Here is a 2,173-nt window from a genome sequence, read left to right as displayed (position 1 = left end):
GTGGACGCTCCTGCAGCGCCGCCTCCAAACCCTCTTCGGCAAACCGCTTGCGGATGTTTCGCACCGTCTGGGGGTTGACCTTCAACACATTCGCAATAAACCGGTCGGTCTTCCCCTCCGCCGAGAGTAACAGGATGCGCGCTCGAGTGAGCATCCGGGCCTTCGCCTCACCCTTCCCGATCAGGTCCAGCAAGTACGACTGCTGCTCTTCCGTTAACTCGATCACATACTTCTTGGATGTCATTGCTCCTCCCTCCATATTGAATTCTGCGGAGGAAGGTGTACTCTATGAAACCAGTGTGGTCAAGTACTAGGAATGCTATTTCTATTTCCATATTCCCCATCGGATCTAAATTCAAGTCCCAATTGGACGCAGTTTAACTGACGCTTCGGCCGGGGTCAAGTCTTATAACGGATAGGGGTATAGTTCAGAATCGTCGATGCAGGATGTAGGGACAGGGGCAGCAAGCAGCGCCCTTAGGCGGCGTCCAATGGGCGAACCCCGACGATCTTGAACTATACCCAACGGATAGGGCTCGGTACAACACGAAGCTTAGAACCTGTACTAGCCACACATCACTTTGGGAAGTAAGTCGTGAAACGAATAGGAACGGGTTATCCGAGCCTAATACAACGTTCGATCCAGTCCCAACCGATGAGGTGTGTCCTCGGCTGCCTCGATGCACGCTCCACACCAGCGGCAAGGTCCGCCGCTTGTAGGCCAGACCGAGGGTCAGCAGCCGATAGGGCTGTCCCACCTTGGTGGCGTCAATCACCAGACGGATGGGCGACCCCGCCGCCGACCTCAGCAATTCGAGCACAACCGGCTCGTACCAGCGCCGCACCTCAAGACGGCGGTTGCTCAGAAACCTGCGCAGCCGATTCACCAGACTCGGCTCCTTGCTCGCACTCGGCCACTTGCGCACCACCAGCGACAGATGCACCGACCGGCTCAGATACAGACCGACCACCAGCAACGCCATATTTCGCCGTCGCGTGATCCGTTCCCTCGGCAGCAGTTGGCCAAGTCGCGCCAATACGTTATGATACAGATGGAGGTTGGTTTGCATAGGACGCTCCTTGATACGGTTTGTTGGCTTACAAACAGTGTATCAGACGTCTCAAACCAACCTCTTCTTTTATTATCCTCTAAAGTGATGGGTGGCTAGATGTGTGGCTAGGAACCTGTATGAAAAGGAGCGGCTATCGGCCAAATCGTGGTAAACGTTGTGTTTGTGAACACGCAACGATACCCAACCGACCTGACCGACAGCCAGTAGGCCGTTATCCAGGATCTGATTCCACCGGCCAAATCTGGAGGACGATCGCGCAGCCTGGATATGCGCCAGGTCGTCAATGCGATTCTCTATCTGACTGTCAGTGGCATCCAGTGGCGGATGCTGCCCAGAGCGTACCCGGCGTGGTCAAGTGTCTACACCTACTTTCGCCAGTGGCGAGACGACGGTACGTGGCAGCGGATCCACGACACGCTGCGGGCCGAGGTGCGCCGCCGGGAAGGGCGACACAAACATGCGACGGCGGACAGCATCGACAGCCAGACGGTCAAGACGGGGGTGAACCCGATAGGCATCCGCGGCTTCGACGGCGGGAAACGGACCACGGGACGCAAGCGCCACATCCTGGTCGATACCACCGGTCTCCTCCTGGCTGTGCTGGTGACGGCAGCATCGGTGCAGGACCGAGACGGCGCCCGCATGCTCCTGGGACGACTGGCCGGGTTCGGCAAGAAACTGCGTCTCCTCTGGGTCGACGGCGCCTATCGAGGTCCCCTTCAAGACTAGGTGGCCCGGCGCTTTCGCTTCCGTCTGCAGCCGGTGACACCGCCCCGTGGCCAGAAGGGATTCACGATTCTGGCCCGGCGTTGGGTTGCCGAACGGACCTTCGCCTGGCTGGGGCTCAACCGCCGGCTCTCCAAAGACTACGAATGACTGCCGGCAAGCAGTGAAGCGTTCATTCACATCGCCATGATTCGCATCATGCTACGCCGTTTGGCACCTACATGACCCTTTTTATACAGGTTCTTAATACTACAACCGCAGATTAGCGAATGAGGCTCTAACCGGAGATAATGGAATGGAACTCAATGAGCCGGAGGAGCCATGGAACTGAGCGAATTGAAAGAATGGGCGAAGGATTTTGAAGGGTTTCACAG

At 57.2% G+C, this 2,173-nt stretch carries 2 protein-coding genes and 1 pseudogene; 1 reads left to right on the top strand and 2 read right to left on the bottom strand.

What is annotated here, in order from left to right; translation table 11 throughout:
• Together FKZ61_RS23625 and FKZ61_RS23620 are read right to left on the bottom strand one after the other, a co-directional pair.
• The coding region (locus FKZ61_RS23625; protein ID WP_170200163.1) for a helix-turn-helix domain-containing protein at positions 1-244 on the bottom strand (244 nt) is incomplete at its 3' end.
• 184 nt (positions 245-428) lie between these two features.
• Positions 429-1,070, bottom strand: coding sequence for a hypothetical protein (locus FKZ61_RS23620; RefSeq protein WP_141612625.1), 642 nt, complete (start codon positions 1,068-1,070; stop codon positions 429-431).
• Positions 1,071-1,286: 216 nt separating this feature from the next.
• Here FKZ61_RS23620 and FKZ61_RS23615 point away from each other — a divergent pair.
• Positions 1,287-2,024 (top strand): annotated as a pseudogene (locus tag FKZ61_RS23615) (IS5 family transposase).
• Positions 2,025-2,173 lie beyond the last annotated feature (149 nt).

This window comes from Litorilinea aerophila (assembly GCF_006569185.2).
Classification (GTDB): Bacteria; Chloroflexota; Anaerolineae; order Caldilineales; family Caldilineaceae; genus Litorilinea; species Litorilinea aerophila.
This window is presented reverse-complemented; position numbering and strand designations above follow the sequence as displayed.